17 protein-coding genes are annotated in these 20,891 nt (G+C 69.1%); 8 read left to right on the top strand and 9 right to left on the bottom strand.

Features of this window, described 5'->3' with window-relative positions; translation table 11 throughout:
• Positions 1 to 15: 15 nt before the first annotated feature.
• Positions 16 to 1,401 (bottom strand): serine hydrolase domain-containing protein, encoded by a 1,386-nt coding sequence (locus AB5J51_RS20745; protein WP_369778269.1) that lies wholly within the window; start codon positions 1,399 to 1,401, stop codon positions 16 to 18.
• Between the two features lie 9 nt (positions 1,402 to 1,410).
• Positions 1,411 to 2,868: a replicative DNA helicase gene (gene dnaB, locus AB5J51_RS20740; RefSeq protein WP_053785504.1), complete on the bottom strand. Its 1,458-nt coding sequence runs from the start codon at positions 2,866 to 2,868 to the stop codon at positions 1,411 to 1,413.
• Positions 2,869 to 3,320: 452 nt separating this feature from the next.
• Between dnaB and AB5J51_RS20735 the strand changes: the two genes are divergently transcribed.
• Positions 3,321 to 4,658 carry an MATE family efflux transporter gene (locus AB5J51_RS20735; RefSeq protein WP_136224995.1) on the top strand — a complete coding sequence of 446 codons (1,338 nt, stop codon included), beginning with the start codon at positions 3,321 to 3,323 and terminating at the stop codon, positions 4,656 to 4,658.
• 140 nt (positions 4,659 to 4,798) lie between these two features.
• Here the strand turns inward: AB5J51_RS20735 and rplI are convergent, their stop codons facing one another.
• From rplI to rpsF, 4 genes are all read right to left on the bottom strand, one after another.
• A complete protein-coding gene (gene rplI / locus AB5J51_RS20730; RefSeq protein WP_030292603.1) occupies positions 4,799 to 5,245 on the bottom strand; it encodes a 50S ribosomal protein L9 in 447 nt (148 codons plus the stop codon).
• An 18-nt stretch (positions 5,246 to 5,263) separates the two neighbouring features.
• A complete protein-coding gene (gene rpsR, locus AB5J51_RS20725; RefSeq protein ID WP_005315025.1) occupies positions 5,264 to 5,500 on the bottom strand; it encodes a 30S ribosomal protein S18 in 237 nt (78 codons plus the stop codon).
• A gap of 43 nt (positions 5,501 to 5,543) precedes the next feature.
• A complete protein-coding gene (locus tag AB5J51_RS20720; RefSeq protein ID WP_053785472.1) occupies positions 5,544 to 6,134 on the bottom strand; it encodes a single-stranded DNA-binding protein in 591 nt (196 codons plus the stop codon).
• Positions 6,135 to 6,207: 73 nt separating this feature from the next.
• Entirely contained in the window at positions 6,208 to 6,498 is a 291-nt protein-coding gene (rpsF, locus tag AB5J51_RS20715) for a 30S ribosomal protein S6 (RefSeq protein WP_004950685.1), read from the bottom strand.
• Between the two features lie 248 nt (positions 6,499 to 6,746).
• Between rpsF and AB5J51_RS20710 the strand changes: the two genes are divergently transcribed.
• The 3 genes from AB5J51_RS20710 to AB5J51_RS20700 all read left to right on the top strand — a co-directional run bounded on the left by AB5J51_RS20710 (position 6,747) and on the right by AB5J51_RS20700 (position 9,408).
• Positions 6,747 to 7,049: a hypothetical protein gene (locus tag AB5J51_RS20710; protein ID WP_053785473.1), complete on the top strand. Its 303-nt coding sequence runs from the start codon at positions 6,747 to 6,749 to the stop codon at positions 7,047 to 7,049.
• Between the two features lie 141 nt (positions 7,050 to 7,190).
• Positions 7,191 to 8,309 (top strand): peptidoglycan bridge formation glycyltransferase FemA/FemB family protein, encoded by a 1,119-nt coding sequence (locus AB5J51_RS20705; RefSeq protein WP_030153200.1) that lies wholly within the window; start codon positions 7,191 to 7,193, stop codon positions 8,307 to 8,309.
• Between the two features lie 67 nt (positions 8,310 to 8,376).
• The gene (locus AB5J51_RS20700) at positions 8,377 to 9,408 is read left to right on the top strand and encodes an alanine racemase (RefSeq protein WP_369778264.1); all 1,032 of its coding nucleotides are present in this window, start codon (positions 8,377 to 8,379) and stop codon (positions 9,406 to 9,408) included.
• A 4-nt stretch (positions 9,409 to 9,412) separates the two neighbouring features.
• Here AB5J51_RS20700 and AB5J51_RS20695 read toward each other — a convergent pair whose 3' ends face one another.
• Positions 9,413 to 10,873, bottom strand: a complete 1,461-nt coding sequence (locus AB5J51_RS20695) for a glycosyltransferase family 87 protein (protein WP_369778263.1) — start codon at positions 10,871 to 10,873, stop codon at positions 9,413 to 9,415.
• A gap of 85 nt (positions 10,874 to 10,958) precedes the next feature.
• Positions 10,959 to 13,544 (bottom strand): transglycosylase domain-containing protein, encoded by a 2,586-nt coding sequence (locus AB5J51_RS20690; protein ID WP_369778262.1) that lies wholly within the window; start codon positions 13,542 to 13,544, stop codon positions 10,959 to 10,961.
• Between the two features lie 273 nt (positions 13,545 to 13,817).
• On the opposite strand from AB5J51_RS20690, the gene AB5J51_RS20685 reads away from it, so the two are divergent.
• The 3 genes from AB5J51_RS20685 (at position 13,818) to AB5J51_RS20675 (ending at position 16,950) form a co-directional block, all read left to right on the top strand.
• Complete coding sequence (locus AB5J51_RS20685; RefSeq protein WP_053785476.1) at positions 13,818 to 14,420, top strand: PadR family transcriptional regulator; 603 nt, start codon at positions 13,818 to 13,820, stop codon at positions 14,418 to 14,420.
• A 49-nt stretch (positions 14,421 to 14,469) separates the two neighbouring features.
• On the top strand, positions 14,470 to 15,552 hold the full coding sequence (locus tag AB5J51_RS20680; protein ID WP_030292620.1) for an inositol-3-phosphate synthase: 1,083 nt from the start codon (positions 14,470 to 14,472) through the stop codon (positions 15,550 to 15,552).
• 105 nt (positions 15,553 to 15,657) lie between these two features.
• On the top strand, positions 15,658 to 16,950 hold the full coding sequence (locus tag AB5J51_RS20675) for an MFS transporter (RefSeq protein ID WP_053785477.1): 1,293 nt from the start codon (positions 15,658 to 15,660) through the stop codon (positions 16,948 to 16,950).
• Positions 16,951 to 16,963: 13 nt separating this feature from the next.
• On the opposite strand, the gene AB5J51_RS20670 is transcribed toward AB5J51_RS20675, so the two are convergent.
• The gene (locus AB5J51_RS20670) at positions 16,964 to 18,406 is read right to left on the bottom strand and encodes a CCA tRNA nucleotidyltransferase (RefSeq protein WP_053785478.1); all 1,443 of its coding nucleotides are present in this window, start codon (positions 18,404 to 18,406) and stop codon (positions 16,964 to 16,966) included.
• 184 nt (positions 18,407 to 18,590) lie between these two features.
• Between AB5J51_RS20670 and AB5J51_RS20665 the strand changes: the two genes are divergently transcribed.
• Positions 18,591 to 20,858, top strand: coding sequence for a DUF6049 family protein (locus tag AB5J51_RS20665; RefSeq protein ID WP_168724285.1), 2,268 nt, complete (start codon positions 18,591 to 18,593; stop codon positions 20,856 to 20,858).
• Positions 20,859 to 20,891: the final 33 nt, after the last annotated feature.

Here is a 20,891-nt window from a genome sequence, read left to right as displayed (position 1 = left end):
GTCGACCGGAAGCGCTCAGCCGATGCCCCGCCAGCCCTGCGGGTCGACCCCGCCGGGCACCGGGGCCTGGGCGTCGTACGGCTCCCTCGTGAACACGAACGAGCCCAGATCGAGGTGGCTCACCGAACCGTCCTCACGCCGGACCGCCCGCAGCGTCTCCCCCGCGTAGTAGCCGGAGAGCCCGGTCCAACTGCCGTCGGGTTCGGCCCGGAACCGGGCCGAGCGGCCCGTCGCACCCACCGGGGCGAGCTCCAACAGCCCGTCCGCCTTCAGCCGCAGCACCTGCGCCGACGGCCCCCAGTACCAGGGACCGCACAGCTCCAGGGCGACCGGATCAGCCTCCCGGAACGGCCGCCAGGGCTGCGGGAACCGCGGCTCCGCGTCCGCGACGATCGCCACCAGGTCCGCGGCCACCGTCGCGGCGGGCAGCCCCGACGTACAGTTCGCCAGCACCACGGCCGCCACGTCGTCCGCCTCGCTCAGCCAGAGTCCTGCGACGAACCCCGGGAGGGAGCCGCTGTGGCCGGCGAGCCTGCGTCCGCCGCCGTCCGTCAACTGCACGCCGAGCCCGTAGCCGAGCTCGGCGAAACCAGGCTCCGGCGGAGAGGCCGGCGTGCGCATCTCCCGTACGGTCTCCGCGCTCAGCACCCGTTCGTCACCACGGGCGAGGAACACCGCGAACCGCGCCAAGTCGCGCGTCGTGGACCAGAGTTGCCCGGCCGCGGCCATCAGCCCCAGATCCTCCAGCGGCTCGGGCATCATCACGTCGGCCCACGGGTGCACCGCCCAGCCGCCCGCGTGCGGAGCCTGCGGCCGAGCCGTCGTACGGTCCAGGGCCAGCGGCTCCAGGACCTCGGCCCGGAGCACCTCTTCCCACGGCTTCCCGCGTACGGCCTCCACGAGCGATCCCAGCAGCGTGTAGCCGGGGTTGGAGTAGTGGTGCCGTCGGCCGGGCTGGAAGCGGAACGGCTCCTCCCCCAGCACGTCGGCCAGCCCGGGGCGCAGGGCACCGGGCGTACGCTCCCACCACTCGCCGGGCGTTTCCGCCGCCAATCCGCTCGTGTGTGCCAGCAGTTGGGCGACGGTCACCTCGCCGGCGGCCGTCCCCGGCAGGTGCTTCTCCAGCGGGTCCTCGAGCTGCAGCAGGCCCTCGTCGCGCAGCCGCATCACCAGAACAGCGGTGAAGGTCTTGCTGATCGACCCGATCCGGTACTGCACGTTCCCGTCGGGTCCGTGCCCCTCGACAGAGGTCCGGGACCCCTCCCAGACCAACTCCCCGCCGCGGGCCACGGCCGCCACCACCGACGGCGCCCGTCCCTCGCTCTGCGCGACGGCGATCCGGTGCCTCAGCGCACGCCGGGTTGCAGGGAGCAGTTCCAGGTCTTCAGATACGGCATCCATGATCGGATGCTACGTGTTGGCCATGTCCACGAACCGCGAATAGTGGCCCTGGAAGGCGACCGTGATCGTCGCCGTGGGGCCGTTACGGTGCTTCGCCACGATCAGGTCCGCCTCGCCCGCGCGGGGAGACTCCTTCTCGTACGCGTCCTCACGGTGCAGCAGGATCACCATGTCGGCGTCCTGCTCGATCGAGCCCGACTCACGCAGGTCGGAGACCATCGGCTTCTTGTCGGTGCGCTGCTCGGGACCACGGTTCAGCTGCGACAGCGCGATCACCGGCACCTCGAGCTCCTTGGCCAGCAGCTTGAGGTTTCGTGACATGTCCGAGACCTCCTGCTGGCGGCTTTCGGGACGGCGGGAGCCCCCCGACTGCATCAGCTGGAGGTAGTCGATGACGACGAGCGAGAGGTCGTTGCGCTGCTTGAGGCGCCGGCACTTCGCCCGGATCTCCATCATCGACAGGTTCGGGGAGTCGTCGATGTAGAGCGGCGCCGCGGAGACATCCGGCATCCGGCGGGCCAGCCGGGTCCAGTCGTCGTCCGTCATGGTGCCCGAGCGCATGTGGTGCAGGGCCACCCGGGCCTCCGCCGACAGGAGACGCATCGCGATCTCGTTGCGCCCCATTTCGAGGGAGAAGATCACGCTCGGCAGGTTGCTCTTGATGGAACAGGCTCGGGCGAAGTCCAGCGCGAGGGTGGACTTGCCCATGGCGGGACGGGCCGCGATGACGATCATCTGGCCCGGGTGCAGGCCGTTGGTCAGCGAGTCGAGGTCCGTGAACCCGGTCGGGACGCCCGACATCTGGCCGCTGCGCGAGCCGATGGCCTCGATCTCGTCGAGCGCACCCTCCATGATGTCGCCGAGCGGCAGGTAATCCTCGGAGGTCCGCTGCTCGGTGACCGCGTAGATCTCGGCCTGGGCGCTGTTGACGATCTCGTCGACGTCGCCGTCCGCCGCGTATCCCATCTGCGTGATCTTCGTACCGGCAGCGACGAGGCGGCGCAGGACGGCCCGCTCGTGAACGATCTCCGCGTAGTACTCGGCGTTGGCAGCGGTCGGGACCGACTGGACGAGGGTGTGCAGGTACGAGGCCCCGCCGACCTTGCTGATCTCACCGCGGCGGGTCAGCTCGGCGCCGACCGTGATCGGGTCGGCCGGCTCGCCCTTGGCGTACAGGTCGAGGATCGCCTGGTAGATCGTCTCGTGCGAGGGCCGGTAGAAGTCGTGGCCCTTGATGACCTCGACCACGTCCGCGATCGCGTCCTTGGACAGCAACATGCCGCCGAGCACCGACTGCTCGGCGTCGAGGTCCTGCGGGGGGACGCGCTCGAAGCCGCCGCCGTCCCAGGAGCCGCCCTCGCGGCCCCGCTCGTGCTGTTCGTCCCCGCGGCCCCGGCTGTCGCTGTTACGGCGCGGACGGGCGGGCAGACGGTCACCGGGACCGCTGTCGGCCCAGGGGTCGTCCATGGGCTCGGGCATGCTCACCGGGCCGCCTCCTCCCGTCCGCAACGCGGACCTCGCCGTGCCACTCTTTCTAGGGCACGGCTCTGACATTTGGGGCACCCGAATCCGCAGTCGGCGAGTCGGGCAACGCCCAACGGTAGGCCCGGGAGCGACGTCAGCCAATCTTGTTATCCACAGGCTGTGTGGATGAGATGTGGATGACCGACCCAATGCTGTGGGTAAGTCGCCGGAAGCTGTGCACGGACCAGGGGACGGGGCTGTGGACAAAATCACCTGCCCTCCCCACACACCCCGCCTGAGCTGCACATTCTTCCTCCACGGGCTGTGGGGGAGAAATTTCTTGGCAGTGTTTCCGAGATCGCCTCCAACGGGGTGCCGAGAAGACGGAAGTCAACTCACGGGTAAGGATCCAAAACCGGTTGCGTCTATTACCTGTGGAAGATTAGATTGAGCGCATGACACAGGTTCTCGTGCCGCTGAAGGCAGCCCCGAGACGGCACGACCGCGAGATACTCGCGCTCGCCGTCCCGGCTTTCGGCGCCCTCGTCGCCGAACCCCTGTTCGTGATGGCGGACAGTGCCATCGTGGGGCACCTGGGCACCCCCCAACTGGCAGGACTCGGCATCGCAGCCGCCCTCCTCACCACCGCCGTCAGCGTCTTCGTGTTCCTCGCCTACGCCACCACCGCGGCCGTCTCCCGCCGGGTCGGCGCGGGGGACCTCCCGGCAGCCATCCGGCAGGGCATGGACGGCATCTGGCTCGCCCTCCTGATCGGGGCGGCCGTCGTAGCCGTCGTACTCCCCACGGCGCCCTGGCTGATCTCGCTCTTCGGAGCCTCCGACACTGTCGCCCCGTACGCGGTCACCTACCTGCGGATCTCCGCCCTGGGTATCCCGGCCATGCTGATGGTGCTGGCCGCCACCGGTGTCATCCGCGGCCTCCAGGACACCCGTACCCCGCTCTACGTCGCCGTCGGGGGCTTCGCTCTCAACGCGGGCCTGAACGGCGTCCTCGTGTACGGCGCAGGCTTCGGCATCGCCGGTTCCGCCTGGGGCACCGTGATCGCCCAGTGCGCCATGGCCGGCGCCTATCTCGTGGTGGTGGTCCGCGGAGCCCGTCGGCACGGGGCCTCACTGCGCCCCGACTCCGCGGGTATCCGGGCCTGCGCCCAGGCCGGGGTACCGCTGCTGGTGCGCACCTTGTCGCTGCGCGCCGTCCTGATGATCGCAACTGCCGTGGCCGCGCGGCTCGGCGACGCGGACATCGCAGCCCACCAGATACTGCTCTCCCTGTGGAGCCTGCTCGCTTTCGCTCTCGACGCGATCGCCATCGCCGGACAGGCCATCATCGGCCGCTACCTGGGCGCCGGCGACACCGAGGGGGCCAGGGCCGTCTGCCGCCGCGTGGTGCAGTGGGGCATCGTCTCCGGGATCGTCCTGGGCGCGCTGGTGATCGCGGCCCGCCCGCTGTTCATCCCGCTCTTCACCGGCGATCCGGCAGTCGAGGACGCCTTGCTGCCCGCCCTGCTGGTCGTGGCTCTGTGCCAGCCGGTGGCCGGCATCGTGTTCGTGCTCGACGGGGTTCTCATGGGTGCGGGAGACGGCCGCTACCTGGCCTGGGCGATGCTCGTGACGCTGGCCGCATTCACCCCGGTGGCCCTGCTCGTCCCGACCGCCGGAGGCGGTCTGACCGCGCTCTGGTGGGCCATGACCCTGATGATGCTGGTCCGGATGGCCACCCTCCAACTGCGCGCACGCTCCGGCCGATGGCTGGTCGCGGGGGCGACCCGCTGATCCACGTGCCGATGTTTCACGTGAAACACGGGTGTTCCGCGGCATGCTCCTGGGCATGTTTCACGTGAAACATCGGCCGGCAGCCCCGGCAACGACGAAGGGCCGCACCCCACAGGGGTGCGGCCCTTCGCGTGCAGCACTTAGGCGGCGACAACCTCAACGCCCACGTTCGCGGCGACCTCGGCGTGCAGACGCACGGAGACCTGGTACGAACCGAGGGTCTTGATCGGGGCAGCCAGCTCGACGCGGCGCTTGTCGACCTTCGGACCACCGGAAGCCTCGATCGCCGTGGCGATGTCGGCCGGGGTCACGGAGCCGAAGAGACGGCCGGCGTCACCCGAGCGGGTGGCCAGACGGACCTTCGTGCCCTCGAGCTTGGCCTTGACCTCGTTGGCCTGCTCGATGGTCGCGATCTCGTGGATCTTGCGGGCGCGGCGGATCTGCGCCACGTCCTTCTCGCCACCCTTGGTCCAGCGGATCGCGAAACCACGCGGGACCAGGTAGTTGCGAGCGTAACCGTCCTTGACGTCGACGACATCGCCGGCGGCACCGAGGCCAGAAACCTCGTGGGTCAGGATGATCTTCATTAGTCGGTCACCCTTTCCTTATCGCGCGGTGGACGTGTAGGGCAGCAGCGCCATCTCACGGCTGTTCTTCACGGCCGTGGCGACGTCACGCTGGTGCTGCGTGCAGTTGCCGGTGACGCGGCGGGCACGGATCTTGCCGCGGTCGGAAATGAACTTCCGCAGCATGTTCGTGTCCTTGTAGTCCACGTACGCGGTCTTGTCCTTGCAGAACGCGCAGACCTTCTTCTTAGGCTTGCGCACAGGCGGCTTCGCCATTGTGTCTCTCCTGTGTGATCAAGAAGTGGGGATGCGAGCTTCCCTAGAAGGGAGGCTCGTCCGAGTAGCCGCCGTTGGAGCCGCCGGAGCTTCCGCCCCAGCCGCCCCCGCCGCCCTGCTGCTGGCCGCCGGCCGGCGCGCTGGACGCCCACGGGTCGTCGGAGGGAGCTCCGCCGCCCTGCGGGGCGCCGCCGCTGGGGGCTCCGCCCCAGCCACCGCCGCCGCCCTGCTGCTGGCCACCGCCGCCGTATCCACCCTGGCCACCGCGACCGGTGGTCTTGGTGACCTTGGCCGTGGCGTTCTTCAGGCTGGGGCCGACTTCCTCGACGTCCAGCTCGTAGACCGTGCGCTTGACACCCTCACGGTCCTCGTACGACCGCTGCCTCAGCCGGCCCTGCACGATGACGCGCATGCCCCGCTGAAGGGACTCGGCGACGTTCTCGGCCGCCTGCCGCCACACCGAGCAGGTCAGGAACAGGCTCTCGCCGTCCTTCCACTCGTTGGTCTGGCGGTCGAAGGTGCGGGGGGTGGACGCGACACGGAACTTCGCGACCGCCGCACCCGAGGGGGTGAAGCGCAGCTCGGGGTCGTCGACGAGATTGCCGACGACCGTGATGACGGTCTCGCCTGCCATGGATGAACCTCTCGGCGGGGATTTGCTGCTGGGCTGCTGTGCTACTCGGTCCCGATTACCGCTGAACCGAAGTTCAGTGGGTCTCGGGGCGGAGGACCTTGGTCCGGAGAACCGACTCGTTCAGGTTCATCTGTCGGTCAAGCTCCTTGACGACCGCAGGCTCGGCCTGAAGGTCGATGACCGAGTAGATGCCCTCGGGCTTCTTCTTGATCTCGTAAGCGAGACGACGACGGCCCCAGGTGTCGACCTTCTCGACCTTTCCGTTGCCCTCACGGACGACGGAGAGGAAGTTCTCGATCAGCGGGGAGACAGCGCGCTCCTCGAGATCGGGGTCGAGGATGACCATCACTTCGTAGTGACGCATGTGGAACCCACCTCCTTTGGACTCAGCGGCCACGGTCGTTCCGTGGCAGGAGGGTCGTGATGCGTGCGCACGGCGTCTGTGAGCAGACACCGCGCAGCTGTACAGACTACCTGCTCGACTCCTTCCGGTTGAAATCCGACGGGAAGAGGCCACACTGTGTATTCATCGGGTGTGCTCGGTGCTATGCCCCCGGCCCCTGCCGGGGGCGGCCCGCGCACCGCTCTGCGTCAGCCAGGAGGTGCCTTCCGATGGCACAGGCAATGCAACGTCAGCCCATCTCCCTCTTCGCCACCGACGGCAAGCCCCATCCGCTGCAGGACACGCTGATGGCGGCCACGCTGGTGCTCGGGATCGTGGCGTTCGTCACGGGATTCTTCGACAATCTGCACCTGCTCAGCTCGTGGACCGGGCTCGTCGGCATCCTGACCGGCGCGTACGGACAGTTCATCTCCGAGACGACACGCGAGCGCTTCGCACTGATCATCGGGCTTGGCGCCTCGGCCGTGGGCTTCTACCTCGGCATGTTCCACGGCGGTCTCTTCGGCGGCTGACGGGGCCGACCGGGGGTACCTCCGCGACAGGGCACCGGCCGCTCACCGGCCCGGGCCCGGCCCGTCCCCCAGATGGGTGGCGCCCTTGTCGCAGTAGGCTTCGCGCCATAGCCAGCGAAGCCGCCGGAGGAGACGCCCCGCATGAGCCTGTCCCTGAGGACCATCAGCCGAGAGCAGCATCTGGGATACCTCCAGAGCCTGCCCTCGGCTAGCCACTGCCAGGTCCCGGCGTGGGCCGACGTGAAGAACGAGTGGCGCTCCGAGAACCTCGGTTGGTTCGACCAGAACGACGAACTGGTCGGTGCCGCCCTCGTGTTGTACCGCCAGCTGCCCAAGGTGAAGCGGTACCTCGCCTACCTTCCCGAAGGCCCGGTCATCAACTGGTACGCCCCGAACCTGGAGGAGTGGCTCCAGCCGATGCTGGCGCACCTCAAGCGCCAGGGCGCCTTCACCGTGAAGATGGGTCCGCCCGTCGTCATCCGCCGCTGGAACTCCGCCGCCATCAAGGCCGGAATCCAGGACCCCGAGGTCAAGCGCCTGCGGGACGTGGAGGCCTCGCACATCGAGCCCCGCGCGTTCGAGGTGTCCGACAAGCTGCGCCGCATGGGCTGGCAGCAGGGCGAGGACGGCGGCGCCGGCTTCGGCGACGTGCAGCCCCGCTACGTCTTCCAGGTGCCGCTCGCCAACCGCTCGCTGGACGACGTCCTCAAGGGCTTCAACCAGCTGTGGCGCCGCAACATCAAGAAGGCCGAGAAGGCCGGCGTCGAGGTCGTCCAGGGCGGTTACGAGGACCTGCCGGTCTGGCAGGAGCTCTACGAGATCACGGCCGAGCGCGACAAGTTCCGCCCGCGCCCGCTCAGCTACTTCCAGCGCCAGTGGACGGCCCTCAACTCCGAGGACCCGAACCGGATGCGGCTGTACATCGCGAAGCACGAGGGGGAGCCGCTGGCCGCCGCCACGATGCTCACCGTCGGCCAGCACGTCTGGTACTCGTACGGCGCATCCGCCAACCACAAGCGCGAGGTGCGGCCCTCGAACGCGATGCAGTGGCGCATGCTGCGCGATTCGTACGCGCTCGGTGCCAGCGTCTACGACCTGCGCGGCATCAGTGACACGCTGGACGAGAACGACCACCTGTTCGGCCTGATCCAGTTCAAGGTCGGTACGGGCGGCGAAGCCGTCGAGTACGTCGGTGAGTGGGACTTCCCGCTCAACAAGATGCTGCACAAGGCGCTCGACATCTACATGTCGCGCCGCTGACCTGCTGCTGCATCCCCCACACCGCACCGCTGCACCTTGCAGCTTTCGAGAGAGGCTCCGGACGGGCATGGCGCTCACGCTCTACGTCGACACCGCGCGCTGGCGTGCGCACCAGAAGCAGATCCAGGACCAGTTCCCCGGGATGATCCCGGTCTGCAAGGGCAACGGCTACGGCTTCGGCCACGAGCGGCTGTGCGAGGAGGCGACCCGGCTGGGCGCCGACGTCCTGGCCGTCGGGACCACGTACGAGGCCGCCAGCATCAAGGACTTCTTCGGCGGTGACCTGCTCGTCCTCACCCCGTTCCGGCGGGGCGAGGAGCCGGTGCCGCTGCCGGACCGGGTGATCCGCTCGGTGTCCTCGCTGGACGGGGTCCGCGGCCTGGTCGGCGCCCGCGTGGTCATCGAGTGCATGAGCTCGATGCGCCGCCACGGCATCTCCGAGCAGGACCTGAGCCAGCTGCACTCGGCGATCGAGGACGTGCGGCTGGAGGGCTTCGCCCTGCACCTGCCGCTGGACCGCCCGGACGGCTCGGACGCCGTCGAGGAGGTCATCGGCTGGATGGACCGGCTGCGCGCGGCCCGGCTTCCGCTGCACACCATGTTCGTCAGCCACCTGCGGGCCGAGGAGCTGGCGCGGCTGCAGCAGCAGTTCCCGCAGACCCGCTTCCGGGCGCGGATCGGCACCCGGCTGTGGCTGGGCGACCACGAGGCGACCGAGTACCGCGGCGCCGTCCTGGACGTCACGCGCGTCGCCAAGGGCGACCGGTTCGGCTACCGGCAGCAGAAGGCGGCTTCCGACGGCTGGCTGGTCGTGGTCGCCGGCGGGACCTCGCACGGGGTGGGCCTGGAGGCCCCCAAGGCCCTGCACGGCGTGATGCCGCGCGCCAAGGGCGTCGCCCGGGCCGGTCTGGCCACCGTGAACCGGAACCTGTCGCCGTTCGTGTGGGCGGGCAAGCAGCGCTGGTTCGCGGAGCCCCCGCACATGCAGGTCTCGATCCTGTTCGTGCCGTCGGACGCCCCCGAGCCGAAGGTCGGCGACGAGCTGGTGGCGCACCTGCGCCACACCACCACGCAGTTCGACCGGGTGCTCGACGCCTGACCGGTCAGTCCTTGCGGGCCATGCCCCACTCGACCCGCTGTCCCTCCGAGGGCGCCGCATCCTGCGGCGCCCTCGCGGCGTCCGACAGCGCGAAGACGTCCTCGGCCCCGTCCAGGACCCCTCCCGACGGGTCGTCCGACCCGTCGCGGCGTACGACGTCCCGCTCGGGCATCAGGATGTCGCGGACGACCACCCCGCACAGGTAGAGGGTCGTCAGCAGGTGGGCGGCGATCGCCACCTGGTAGCCCTCCACGGGCAGGCCCTGGTGCTTGTCCCCGCTGGTCGTGTAGGCGAGGTACAGCCAGATCCCGAGGAAGTACACGACCTCGCCGGCCTGCCAGATCAGGAAGTCCCGCCAGCGCGGCCTGGCCAGCGCCGCCAGCGGGATGAGCCACAGCACGTACTGCGGCGAGTAGACCTTGTTGGCCAGGATGAAGGCGGCCACGACCAGGAAGGCCAGCTGGGCGAAGCGCGGGCGGCGCGGGGCGGTCAGCGTCAGCACTCCGATGCCCGCGCACAGCAGCAGCGTCAGGCCCGTCGCGTACGTGTTGGCGTCGTGCAGGGGGTTCCCGGAGCGCTGGGAGATGAGCAGCCACACGGACCCGAAGTCGATCGGCCGTTCCTGGCTGAACGTGTAGAACTTCTTCCAGCCGTCCCAGGCGTAGATCATGACCGGCAGGTTCACCAGGAGCCAGGAGACGGCCGCGCCGAGGGCGGCGGAGCCGAACGCCCGCCACTTCCCGGACCGCCAGCACAGCACGAACAGCACGCCGAGCAGCAGGACGGGATACAGCTTCGCCGCAGTGGCCAGGCCGATGAAGACGCCGAAGAGCACGGTCCGGCCGCGGGACCACATGAGCATTCCCGCGGCGGTCAGGGCGATGGCCAGCAGGTCCCAGTTGATCGTCGCGGTGAGCGCGTAGGCGGGTGCGAGGGCGAAGAGCAGCGCGTCCCAGGGCCGGCGGTGGTGGGTGCGTGCGACGCACACGGCGATGACCGCGGCGCAGGCCATCAGCATCCCCGCGTTGACCATCCAGTACATCTGCTCGCGGTGCTGCATGGAGCCGCTGCCGGGGGTCAGCCAGGAGGCGACCTCCATGAAGAGCCCGGTGAGCACCGGGTACTCCAGGTACTCCATGTCGCCGGGGAGCCGGTCGAAGTAGGGCGTGAGTCCGTCGGCGAAGCCGCGTACGGCGAAGAGGTGCGGGATGTCCGAGTAGCAGGCGTGCGTGTACTGCGAGCCGGCTCCGCGGAACCACGCCCAGTCGTAGCAGGGCAGCTTCTGCACCATGCCGAGCGCGAACAGCCCGAGGGCGACGAGGACCACGACGCGCACCGGGGTCAGCCAGTGGCCGCCCAGCCGGGCGTAGCGGCCCATCGGGCCGCCGAGGAACTCGCTGCCTGCCGTGGCGACCTCGTCCTGCTGGGTGGGCAGTACGGGCCGTTCCTCGTGCACCTTGGTCATGCGCTCATCCTGCCGTACGGGGCCGGGCATGCGGGAGGGCCGCCACACCGTGTGCGACGGCCCTCGTCGGAGCAGGGGGAGGGGGTCAGCCCGAGGTCCCGACCGAGGTCCCCCAGCTGGTTCCGCCCGGGCGGCCCGGTTTGCCCGATGGCGTCGGAGACGGTGATCCGCTGGATCCGCCGGCGCCGCCGCCGTTGGTGGTGCCGGTGTTGGTGCCGCCACTGGTGTCCGGGATGCAGTACAGCTCCCACGGCTTGCAGGTCGGCTTGCCGCCCTTCGACGGGCTGGGGGAGACCGGCGGCGAGGAGCTCGCCGACGGCGAGGGCATCGACGGGGCCGGCGAGGGGGCGAAGGAGGGGCTCGGCGAAGGGGCGCCCGAGGCGTCCGCGGTGACGCCGATCTTGTCGGCCTCCGGGAACTCCTTGACCGGCGTGCCCTTGAGGGCTTCCTTCATGTACTCGGTCCAGATCGCGGCCGGGATGTCGCCACCGTGGATGGAGTCGACGCCGCCCACACCGTTCATGGAGATCAGCTTCTTGTCCGCCGAGTTCGGGTCGGTGCGGAACAGGGCGACCGAGGTGGACAGCTCCGGGGTGTAGCCGACGAACCAGGCCGACTTGTTCTGGTCGGTGGTTCCGGTCTTGCCCGCGGCGGGCCGGTTGAAGCCGAGCTTCCGGACCTTGGTGCCCGTGCCGTTCTCGACGACGTTCTGCAGGACCTTGGTGATGTTGTCGGCGATCGCGTTGTCCATCGCCCGCTGTTCCTTGGGGGCCCCGAAGCCGGGCAGCTCCTTGCCGTCCTTTTCGACGCGGGTCACGGAGAACGGCTCGCGGTGGGTGCCGGAGGCGGCGAAGGTGGCGTAGGAGTCGGCCATGCGGATGGCGCTCGGGGTCGAGGTGCCGAGGGCGAACGAGGCGTCGTTGTTCGGGTTCATCGAGTCCTTGAGGATGCCCGTGGACTCGGCGACCTCCCGGACCTTGCTGTGGCCCACGTCGAAGACGAGCTGTGCGAACGGCACGTTGATGGACTTCTCCATCGCCTCGTTGAGGGTCACGTATCCGTAGGGGTAGGTGCTCTCGTTCTTCTGCTTGAACGGCTTGCCGGACGCGTCCCTCAGCGGCTTGCCGTCGCGGTTGTTGATCACCGTCAGGTCGTTCGCGTTGTACTTGCTGTCGGCCGAAATGCCCCGGCCGTTCGAGTTCTGGGTGCCGTACTGCATCGCGGCCGCCAGGACGTACGGCTTCCAGGTCGATCCGACCGGGACGCCGATGGTGTTGGCGTTGTTGCTGAAGTACTTCTTGTCCATGCCCGGGCCGCCGTACAGGGCCACGATCGCTCCGGACTTCACGTCCACGGAGGCCGCGCCGAACTGCACGAAGGTGTCGTACTCGGGCCGGGCCTTCTCGTCCAGGAAGTCGTTGCGGGTGTCCTCGACGGCCTTGACCAGTGCGTCCACCTTCGGCTTCTGGAAGGTGGTCTTGATCTGGTAGCCGCCGCGGGCCATCTCGTCGGCCGTGATGCCCGTGACCTTCATCACGTACTGCTTGGCCGTCTCGACCAGGTAGCCGGTCTGCCCGGCCAGGCCACGGGCCTGCTCGGAGTCAACGATCTTGGGGAACTCCTTGAACTGGTCCCGCTCGGCCTTCGGCATCCGCTTCACCGCGACCTCGCGGTCCAGGACCCAGGCCCAGCGCTCCTTGGCCCGCTCGGTGTTCTTCTCGGGGGTGGCCGCGGCACCGATGCCGCCGTCCGGGTTGTAGAGGTTGGGGCCCTTGAGCACGGAGGCGAGGAAGGCGCTCTCGGAGGGCGTGAGGTCGACGCAGTCCTTGCCGAAGTAGGCCCGCGCGGCCGCCTGGATGCCGTACGCGTCCCGGCCGTAGTAGGCGGTGTTGAGGTAGCCCGCGAGGATCGTGTCCTTCTCCTCGGAAACGCCCAGCTTTATCGAGATGAAGAGCTCGGTGGCCTTGCGCTTGAGCGTCTGGTCGGAGTCCAGGTACGTGTTCTTGACGTACTGCTGGGTGATGGTCGAGCCGCCCTGGGTGGAGCCGCCCTTGGCCATGTTCCACACGGCCCGGGCGATGCCCATCGGGTCGACGCCCTTGTCCGTCTCGAAGGACTCGTTCTCGGCGGCGATCACGGCGTTCTGCATCGACTTGGGGATCTTGTTGATGGGCACGATCTGCCGGTTCATCGAACCGCCGGTGGCCACCATCTGGGAGCCGTCTTCCCAGTAGAAGACGTTGTTCTGCGCTTGGGCCGTCTTGTTCGGGTCGGGCGTGTTCACCGACGCGATGCCGATGCCGGCCCCTGCCGTGATGATCGCGAAGAAGCCGAGGGCCGTGCCGCAGACCAGCTTCCAGGACGGCACGAAGCGCTGCCAGCCTGCCTTGTCGGAGCGCGGGTAGTTGATCAGCCGCTTGTCCGGGCGGCCCGAACCGCGGCCGGCGGGGCCTGCGGCGCGTCCACCGCCTCCGGATCCACGGGGGGCAGCCCGGCGTGCCCCGGCACGGCCTCCGTGGCCGTGCGGCTCTGCGTACGGTCCGCTGGGTGACGCCGTGGGGACGTCACGTGCGGGCCCGGCGCCCCGGCCAGGGCGCTGCTGGGCGGCCCGGCGGGCCGCGGCACGTCCGCCACCCTCGGGCTGCGGCGGTTTGCGGCGGTGCTCGCTCATCGAACGACTACTCCTCGGGCAGGCGAGTGGCCTGGAAGCGGCAGGTGAATTCCGGTTCCCCCCGTTGTCATGGCCCACAGACTACGCACGCTCAAAACCCGAACAGTGCCGAAGTTCACCCCAAATCAGGCAACTCGCCTGGTACGAATTGGTGATGTGACGCCGGTCACCACATCTCCCCTTGTCGCCGAAGACAGCCCGTTCTATCGTCTGGATGTATCGAGCCGATACATCAGCTCGGCATAAAAACTCAGAGGTGAAGGAGGCAGGCGGATGAGCAGGCGCTCAGGCATCCTCGAGTTCGCCGTCCTCGGCCTCCTTCGCGAATCCCCCATGCACGGGTACGAGCTCCGCAAGCGGCTCAACACCTCGCTGGGGGTGTTCCGGGCGTTCAGCTACGGAACGCTCTACCCCTGCCTCAAGACGTTGGTAGCCAACGGCTGGTTGATCGAAGAACCGGGCAACGCCCCGGAAGACGCTCTCGCCACTTCACTCGCAGGGCGCCGAGCCAAGATCGTCTACCGGTTGACGGCTGCAGGTAAGGAGCACTTCGAGGAGCTCCTGGCCCACACGGGCCCCGACGCCTGGGAGGACGAGTCCTTCGCCGCCCGCTTCGCCTTCTTCGGTCAGACCGAGCGGGAAGTACGCATGAGGGTATTGGAGGGCCGTCGCAGCCGGCTCGAGGAGCGCTTGGAGAAGATGCGCGCCTCACTCGCGCGTACGCGGGAGCGCCTCGACGACTACACCCTTGAGCTGCAGCGGCACGGAATGGAGTCCGTGGAGCGCGAAGTGCGCTGGCTGAACGAGCTCATCGAGAGTGAGCGGGCGGGACGGGATCAGAGACGACCCGGTCCGCCCGACGAAACTGCAAAGTGAGGCCTGCATCTCGCAGGCCTCGTCCGAGAACAAACAGGGAGCAACCGGAATGGGTTCGGTTCGCGTAGCCATCGTCGGCGTGGGCAACTGCGCCGCCTCGCTGGTGCAGGGCGTCGAGTACTACAAGGACGCCGACCCGGCGGCCAAGGTCCCCGGTCTGATGCACGTCCAGTTCGGCGACTACCACGTGCGTGACATCGAGTTCGTCGCCGCGTTCGACGTCGACGCGAAGAAGGTCGGCCTCGACCTCTCGGACGCCATCGGCGCCAGCGAGAACAACACCATCAAGATCTGCGACGTCCCCAACAAGGGCGTGACCGTGCAGCGCGGCCACACCCTGGACGGCCTGGGCAAGTACTACCGCATGACGATCGAGGAGTCCGCCGAGACCCCGGTCGACGTGGTCCAGATCCTCAAGGACCGCGAAGTCGACGTCCTGATCTGCTACCTGCCGGTCGGCTCCGAGGACGCGGCGAAGTTCTACGCCCAGTGCGCCATCGACGCCAAGGTCGCCTTCGTCAACGCCCTCCCGGTCTTCATCGCCGGCACCAAGGAGTGGGCGGACAAGTTCACCGAGGCCGGTGTCCCGATCGTCGGCGACGACATCAAGTCGCAGGTCGGCGCCACCATCACGCACCGCGTGATGGCGAAGCTGTTCGAGGACCGCGGTGTCCGTCTCGAGCGCACCATGCAGCTCAACGTCGGCGGCAACATGGACTTCAAGAACATGCTCGAGCGGGACCGCCTCGAGTCGAAGAAGATCTCCAAGACGCAGGCCGTCACCTCGCAGATCCCCGACCGTGAGCTCGGCGAGAAGAACGTCCACATCGGCCCGTCCGACTACGTCGCATGGCTCGACGACCGCAAGTGGGCCTACGTCCGCCTCGAAGGCCGCGCCTTCGGCGACGTCCCGCTGAACCTCGAGTACAAGCTCGAGGTGTGGGACTCCCCGAACTCCGCCGGTGTCATCATCGACGCCCTGCGTGCCGCGAAGATCGCCAAGGACCGCGGCATCGGCGGCCCGATCCTGTCGGCCTCGAGCTACTTCATGAAGTCCCCGCCGGTGCAGTACTTCGACGACGAGGCCCTGGCCAACGTCGAGAAGTTCATCAAGGGCGAGGTCGAGCGCTAAGTCGCCCTCCCGGTGTCTTCGGACACCTGGTCTTCGACTGTTCTTCCGCGGAGGGTCCCTGGGCAATGTGCCCGGGGACCCTCCGCGTATGTGACCCTTGCCCTCATGCCTGTCGTACGTGATCTGCGCGTACTCCTGCGCCTGAGGGACTTCCGCAACCTGCTCGCCGTACGGCTGCTCTCCCAGGCGGCGGACGGCGTGTACCAGGTGGCGCTCGCCACGTACGTGGTGTTCTCCCCGGAGAAGCAGACCTCGCCCGCGGCCATCGCCTCGGCCATGGCGGTCCTGCTGCTGCCCTACTCGGTGATCGGTCCCTTCGCCGGGGTGCTGCTCGACCGGTGGCGGCGCCGACAGGTCTTCCTCTACGGCAACCTGCTGCGGGCACTCCTCGCGTGCGGCACCGGCGTGCTGATCGTCGCGCACGTCCCCGACTGGCTCTTCTACGCCTCGGCCCTCTCGGTGACCGCCGTCAACCGCTTCGTCCTGGCCGGGCTCGCCGCGTCCCTGCCCCGCGTCGTCGGCCCCGCCCAGCTGGTCACCGCCAATTCGCTCTCGCCCACGGCAGGGACGCTCGCGGCGGTCGCCGGCGGCGGACTCGCCTTCCTCGTCCAGCTGCTGGCTTCCGATTCCAACGCCGTGGTGGTGCTGCTCGGCGCCGCGCTCTACCTGTGCGCGGCCCTGGTCTCGCTGCGTCTGGCCGTGGGGCTGCTCGGACCGGACCACCCTGCCGGACAGGTCCACCCGTCGGTCGCCGAGGGGGTCGCCCTGACCGTCCGGGGCATGGCCGAAGGGCTGCGACACCTGGCCTCCCGGCGCGAGGCGGCCCAGGCGCTCACCGCCATGACCCTGATGCGCTTCTGCTACGGGGCGCTGTTCGTGACGCTTCTCATGCTCTGCCGCTACTCCTGGTCGGACACGGAGTCCGGCGGTCTCGCCCTGCTGGGCATCGCGGTCGGCGTCTCCGGGGCCGGATTCTTCACGGCCGCCGTCGTCACCCCCTGGCTGGTGGGCCGGCTGGGTACCCGCGGCTGGATCACGGCCTGTTCCGCAGGGGCTGCCGTCCTGGTGCCGCCACTCGGACTGTTCTTCAAGCCCGGCCCGATGCTGGTCGCAGCCTTCGTGCTCGGCCTCGCCACCCAGGGCGCCAAGATCTCCACCGACACGGCCATCCAGTCCCATGTGGACGACGACTACCGCGGCCGCGTGTTCTCCGTCTACGACGTGCTCTTCAACATCGCGTTCGTGAGTGCGGCCGCCGTGGCGGCACTCATGCTCCCCCAGGACGGGCAGTCCGTCGCGCTGATCGTGAGCGTGGCCGTCCTCTACGCGCTCACGGCGGTGTACCTGAAGCGACGGGGCGATGTTTCACGTGAAACATCGCCCCGCGCGGACGTGTGAGGCGCCGGCCGCATCAGGCCTGTGCGGCCCACCACTCCTTGAGGGCGGTCACCGCGGCGTCGCGCTCCATGGGGCCGTTCTCCAGCCGCAGGTCCAGCAGGAACGCGTACGCCTTACCGATCACCGGCCCCGGGCCGACACCCAGCACCTGCATGATCTCGTTGCCGTCCAGGTCGGGCCGGATGGCGTCGAGCTCCTCCTGCTCCTGGAGCTGCGCAATGCGCTCCTCCAGGCCGTCATAGGTGCGGGAGAGGGCGTTGGCCTTGCGCTTGTTGCGGGTGGTGCAGTCCGACCGGGTCAGCTTGTGCAGGCGCTCCAGCAGCGGGCCGGCGTCGCGGACGTAGCGCCGCACCGCGGAGTCGGTCCACTCGCCGTCCCCGTAGCCGTGGAAGCGCAGGTGCAGCTCCACGAGCCGGGACACGTCCTTGACCATGTCGTTGGAGTACTTCAGCGCGGTCATGCGCTTCTTGGTCATCTTCGCGCCCACCACCTCGTGGTGGTGGAAGGAGACCCGGCCGTCGCTCTCGAACCGGCGGGTACGCGGCTTGCCGATGTCGTGGAGCAGGGCAGCCAGCCGCAGCACCAGGTCCGGGCCGTCCTGCTCGAGAGCCATCGCCTGCTCCAGCACGATCAGCGAGTGGTCGTAGACGTCCTTGTGGCGGTGGTGCTCGTCACTCTCCAGCCGCAGGGCGGGCAGCTCGGGCAGCACGTGGTCGGCCAGCCCGGTGTCCACGAGCAGGCCCAGGCCCTTGCGGGGGTGCGCAGACAGCAGCAGCTTGTTCAGCTCACCCTGCACCCGCTCCGCCGAGACGATCTCGATCCGGTCGGACATCGCCCGCATCGCCGCGACGACCTCGGGGGCGACCTCGAAGTCGAGCTGGGCGGCGAAGCGCGCCGCACGCAGCATCCGCAGCGGGTCGTCGGAGAAGGAGTCCTCCGGGGTGCCGGGAGTGCGCAGAACGCCCGCCTGGAGGTCCTCCAGACCGCCGTGCGGGTCCACGAACTCCTTCTCCGGCAGTGCGACCGCCATCGCGTTCACGGTGAAGTCGCGGCGGACCAGGTCCTCCTCGATCGAGTCGCCGTAGGAGACCTCCGGCTTGCGCGAGGTGCGGTCGTACGACTCCGAGCGGTACGTGGTCACCTCGATCTGGAAGCCGTCCTTCTGGGCCCCGACGGTGCCGAAGGCGATGCCGACGTCCCAGACCGAGTCGGCCCACGGGCGGATGATCCTCAGAACGTCCCCGGGGAGGGCGTCGGTGGTGAAGTCGAGGTCGTTGCCGAGACGCCCGAGCAGCGCATCGCGTACGGACCCGCCGACCAGGGCGAGGCGGAAGCCCGCCTCGTGGAACCGGCGGCCGAGCTCGTCGGCGACAGGGGCGACCCGCAGCAGTTCACTGACCGCGCGGTGCTGCACCTGACTCAGGGCACTGGGATTGTCTTCGTTGGCGTTCGGCACAACAGAAAAGGGTACGTGCCCGGCCCGGCGAGGGCTTCCCTGTTTGTGGCGACCCCGGCCTGCGGTGCCGCCGGGCCGGTCACGATCATGTGGAGCAAGGCGCGGCACTCGCGCACAGCGGGTCTCGTTACCATCTGTGGACGCACAGACGACGACCACTGACACTTCGAGGGACGGGCAGCGCGTGGCCGAGGCGGCAGACATCCAGGGGGCACCCCCCGCACCTGCCCGGCGCCGCTGGCTGCGGCGCGCAGTCGTTCTGCTGGCCGGGACTCCCGTGCTCGCCGCTCTGGTCTACTCACCCGCCCCTCAGGCCGCCCAAGCCGCCGAGGCGGGTGCCGTCGACGTGCAGCTGACCGAGATGGCCCCCACGGCCCCGGTCAAGGGCGACACCCTCACGATCTCCGGCAGCGTGGTCAACAACGGCCGCGAGACGATCACCGGCGCGCACGTGGGCCTGCGGGTCGGGCCCGTGCTGGGCGACCGGGCCTCCATCGACGAGGCGGCGGAACGCGCCGGCTTCCGGGCCGGCACGGATCCCGGCGAGATCGACCAGGCCTACGCCGTGAAGATCGCCTCGCTGCCGTCGAAGGTCAAGCAGGAGTTCACCCTCACGATCCCGGTGAACAAGCTGGAGCTGGACAAGGACGGCGTCTACCAGCTCGGCGTCTCGCTGTCCGGGGAGACCGAGAGCCGCCCGTACGAGCAGGTCCTCGGCATCAAGCGGACCTTCCTGCCCTGGCAGCCCGAGGCGGCCTCCAAGCGCTCCCAGCTCACCTACCTGTGGCCGCTGATCTCCACCACGCACCTGACGGCGGAGACCGGCTCGGACGAGCTCCAGACCCCCGTCTTCCTCGACGACTCGCTCGCCGAGGACCTCAAGTCCGGCGGGCGCCTCCAGCAGATGGTCGCTCTCGGCAAGGACCTGCCCGTCACCTGGGTCATCGACCCCGACCTGCTCTACACGGTCGACGCCATGACCAAGGGCTACCGGTTCCGCACGCCGGACGGGCGGGTCGTCCAGGGCAAGAACAAGGCCGTCGCCGAGCAGTGGCTGAGCTCCCTGGAAGCCGCGGTCCAGGGCAAGAAGATCGTGGCGCTGCCGTTCGCCGATCCGGACATCGCCTCCCTCGCCCACCAGGGCAAGGACGTGTCGGGCACCCTGGGCCAGCTGCGGCCGGCCACCGACAAGGCGAAGCAGGCCGTGGAGACGGTGCTGCACGTCTCCCCGTCCACCGACTTCTCCTGGCCCCTGGACGGCGCCATCGACCCGTCGATCGTCAACGTGGCCACCTCGGCGGGCGCCCACAACGTCCTCACGCGCAGCGACAGCCTCCAGGAGACCGGCGCCCTGGGCTACACCCCGTCGGCCGCCCGTCCCATCGGCGCGGGAACCACCGCCGTCGTCGCCGACGCCGATCTCTCCACCGCCTTCGACGGCGACATGCTGGGCGCCGGGAACGCCACCCTGGCCGTGCAGCGCTTCCTCGCCCAGAGCCTCGCCCTGAACCTGCAGAAGACCGACAGCCAGCGCAGCTTCGTCGTCACCCCGCAGCGGATGCCCTCCTCCAGCCAGGTGCAGACCATGGCAGCCGCGCTGCGGGGGCTGCAGGCGGGCCGCTGGACCCAGCCGGCCGACCTCGAGGGCGCGGCCGCCGCCAAACCCGACCCGGGCGTCAACACCCAGGTCCCGGGCGCCGGCCAGTACCCCGATGCGCTGCGCAAGACGGAGCTTCCGGTCTCCGCCTTCGAGAAGATCCGCACGACCCAGAACACCCTGGACCACTTCAAGGTGATCCTCACCGCGCCCGACCGCGTGGAGATCCCCTTCGGCAACACCACCAACCGCGAGATGTCCACCTCCTGGCGGGGCCACCCCGAGGAGGCCCGGCTCTACCGGGACCAGGTGCAGGAGTACCTGATCGGCCTCACCGAGAAGGTCAAGGTCGTCCCCAAGTCCGACGCCACCCTGTCCGGACACAGCGCTACCATCCCGGTCAGCGTCCAGAACAGCCTCGTCCAGGACGTCCACAACCTCGTCCTGCGGGTGAAGTCCGCCAACCCGACCCGCCTGGTGTTCGGCGACAGCGGCCAGGCCGAGCAGGAAGTGACCGTCACGGGCGGACACAGCCAGACGGTCAAGTTCACCGCCAACGCCACCGCGAGCGGCCCCGTCGAGGTCACCGCGCAGCTCTTCACCACGGACGGCGTGCCCTACGGCAAGCAGCGCAAGTTCACCGTGGAGGCCACCGAGATCACTCCCACCGTCATGCTCGTCATCGCAGGCGGCGTCCTCCTCCTCGTCCTGGCGGGCATCAAGATGTACGCCAGCCGCAAGCGCGTGGCGGCCCGGGCGGCCGCCGAGGAGAGCACGCAGCCGAGTGACGAGACCCCGGACACCGGACCGCAAAGCACCGGGCCGTCCGGCACGGGTGAGACAGTGGACCGTTGAGCGATGCCGTGGCCGGTCGGCCTGGGGACGATG

Origin of the sequence: Streptomyces sp. R33 (genome assembly GCF_041200175.1) — a bacterium.
Taxonomy (GTDB): domain Bacteria; phylum Actinomycetota; class Actinomycetes; order Streptomycetales; family Streptomycetaceae; genus Streptomyces; species Streptomyces katrae_B.
Note: the sequence above shows the minus strand (reverse complement) of the source record. Positions and strands in the feature narration are given on the sequence as shown.

Coding starts and splice junctions, on each gene's coding strand:
- AB5J51_RS20745 (WP_369778269.1), bottom strand. CDS start 1,401: ATGGATGCCGTATCTGAAGACCTGGAACTGCTCCCTGCAACCCGGCGT.
- dnaB (WP_053785504.1), bottom strand. CDS start 2,868: ATGGACGACCCCTGGGCCGACAGCGGTCCCGGTGACCGTCTGCCCGCC.
- AB5J51_RS20735 (WP_136224995.1), top strand. CDS start 3,321: ATGACACAGGTTCTCGTGCCGCTGAAGGCAGCCCCGAGACGGCACGAC.
- rplI (WP_030292603.1), bottom strand. CDS start 5,245: ATGAAGATCATCCTGACCCACGAGGTTTCTGGCCTCGGTGCCGCCGGC.
- rpsR (WP_005315025.1), bottom strand. CDS start 5,500: ATGGCGAAGCCGCCTGTGCGCAAGCCTAAGAAGAAGGTCTGCGCGTTC.
- AB5J51_RS20720 (WP_053785472.1), bottom strand. CDS start 6,134: ATGGCAGGCGAGACCGTCATCACGGTCGTCGGCAATCTCGTCGACGAC.
- rpsF (WP_004950685.1), bottom strand. CDS start 6,498: ATGCGTCACTACGAAGTGATGGTCATCCTCGACCCCGATCTCGAGGAG.
- AB5J51_RS20710 (WP_053785473.1), top strand. CDS start 6,747: ATGGCACAGGCAATGCAACGTCAGCCCATCTCCCTCTTCGCCACCGAC.
- AB5J51_RS20705 (WP_030153200.1), top strand. CDS start 7,191: ATGAGCCTGTCCCTGAGGACCATCAGCCGAGAGCAGCATCTGGGATAC.
- AB5J51_RS20700 (WP_369778264.1), top strand. CDS start 8,377: ATGGCGCTCACGCTCTACGTCGACACCGCGCGCTGGCGTGCGCACCAG.
- AB5J51_RS20695 (WP_369778263.1), bottom strand. CDS start 10,873: ATGACCAAGGTGCACGAGGAACGGCCCGTACTGCCCACCCAGCAGGAC.
- AB5J51_RS20690 (WP_369778262.1), bottom strand. CDS start 13,544: ATGAGCGAGCACCGCCGCAAACCGCCGCAGCCCGAGGGTGGCGGACGT.
- AB5J51_RS20685 (WP_053785476.1), top strand. CDS start 13,818: ATGAGCAGGCGCTCAGGCATCCTCGAGTTCGCCGTCCTCGGCCTCCTT.
- AB5J51_RS20680 (WP_030292620.1), top strand. CDS start 14,470: ATGGGTTCGGTTCGCGTAGCCATCGTCGGCGTGGGCAACTGCGCCGCC.
- AB5J51_RS20675 (WP_053785477.1), top strand. CDS start 15,658: ATGCCTGTCGTACGTGATCTGCGCGTACTCCTGCGCCTGAGGGACTTC.